The organism is Vibrio sp. 10N.222.49.C9, assembly GCF_041474985.1.
Taxonomy (GTDB): Bacteria; Pseudomonadota; Gammaproteobacteria; order Enterobacterales; family Vibrionaceae; genus Vibrio; species Vibrio crassostreae_C.
The window spans coordinates 1-371 of record NZ_JBFRVD010000884.1; the positions used below are offsets into that span (position 1 = coordinate 1).

Consider the following 371-nt stretch of genomic DNA (forward strand, 5'->3'; position numbering starts at 1 on the left):
GAACAAAATCGCTCGATGCTGCTGGTCGTGCTCTGGTGAAGTTGCGTATCACTGACGATATTTCACAGTACCACCTACCGCTGGGAACATCCGTACAAATCGCCGTATATTCTGACAGTTTCCACCATGTTTCCATCATGCGTAAGATTCTGATTCGCATGAAGAGCTGGCAGAATTATTTGTATTTGGATCATTAAGAATCGGGTCTGGGGGTCCTAGATACTGGGCCCTAGGTTCTTAACAACCACAAATCCCGGCTAATTAGCCGGGATTGTTTTGCTTATTCGATTGTGCTTGTTGCTTTTTAGAAATATGTAGCGCCAGAGTGCTGGTTCAGCGGAATTTTAGAGTCTGCCCAAATACGCATTGTG

General features: G+C 45.3%; 1 pseudogene. It reads left to right on the top strand.

The features are described 5' to 3' along the window. A pseudogene (locus AB4585_RS26070) lies at nucleotides 1-197 on the top strand (hypothetical protein); the annotation flags it as partial. Nucleotides 198-371 lie beyond the last annotated feature (174 nt).